This is a genomic window from Roseateles sp. P5_B10, assembly GCF_056400485.1.
Genome location: NZ_JBFULE010001694.1, coordinates 1 through 551 on the forward strand (window position 1 = coordinate 1; position 551 = coordinate 551).

At 65.0% G+C, this 551-nt stretch carries 2 protein-coding genes; one reads left to right on the forward strand and one right to left on the reverse strand.

All coding sequences use genetic code 11. The annotated features are described in order from the left end of the window. On the forward strand, positions 1 to 366 hold a 366-nt coding region (locus tag AC1DU6_RS35385; protein ID WP_477863259.1), incomplete at its 5' end, for an EamA family transporter. Here the strand turns inward: AC1DU6_RS35385 and AC1DU6_RS35390 are convergent. Next, on the reverse strand, positions 329 to 551 hold a 223-nt coding region (locus AC1DU6_RS35390; RefSeq protein WP_477863261.1), incomplete at its 5' end, for a cytochrome b. The genes AC1DU6_RS35385 and AC1DU6_RS35390 overlap by 38 nt on opposite strands.

The window sequence follows — 551 nt, forward strand, 5'->3', positions numbered from 1 at the left end:
GTGCTGGCCAAGAAGTTCGGGCTCACGCTGCCACTGGTGACGTCATCCGCCTGGCAGATCGGGATCGGTTGTGTGCCGGTGCTGTTGCTGGGTCTGATCTTCGAAAGCCCGCATTTTTCAGCACTGACGCCGCTGGGCTGGGGGCTGCTCGCTTATGTCGTGCTGGTGGGGTTCTGCATCGCTTATGTCTGCTGGTTCGCGGCGCTCAAGCAGTTGCCGGCCTCGGTGGCCGCAATCGGGACCATGGCGGTGCCCGTGATCGGCGTGGTCAGCTCGGCCATCGCCCTGCGGGAACCGCTCGGCGCCATGCAGATCGCGGCCCTGGTATTTACGCTGGCGGGCGTTGCGCTGGCGACAAGGGGCTAGGCGCGGGCGCGTCGCCACCCGGCCACATCCTCTGCAGTTCGGGATGGCCGTCCCAGAACTGATGCTTTAGCGCGGCGGCGATGTGTAGGCCGACCAGCGCATAGAGCGCATAGGACAGCCAGACGTGAAGGCCGCCGAAGATGTCGTGCAGGCGTTCCTTGAAGGCTGGCTCGACACTCATGATC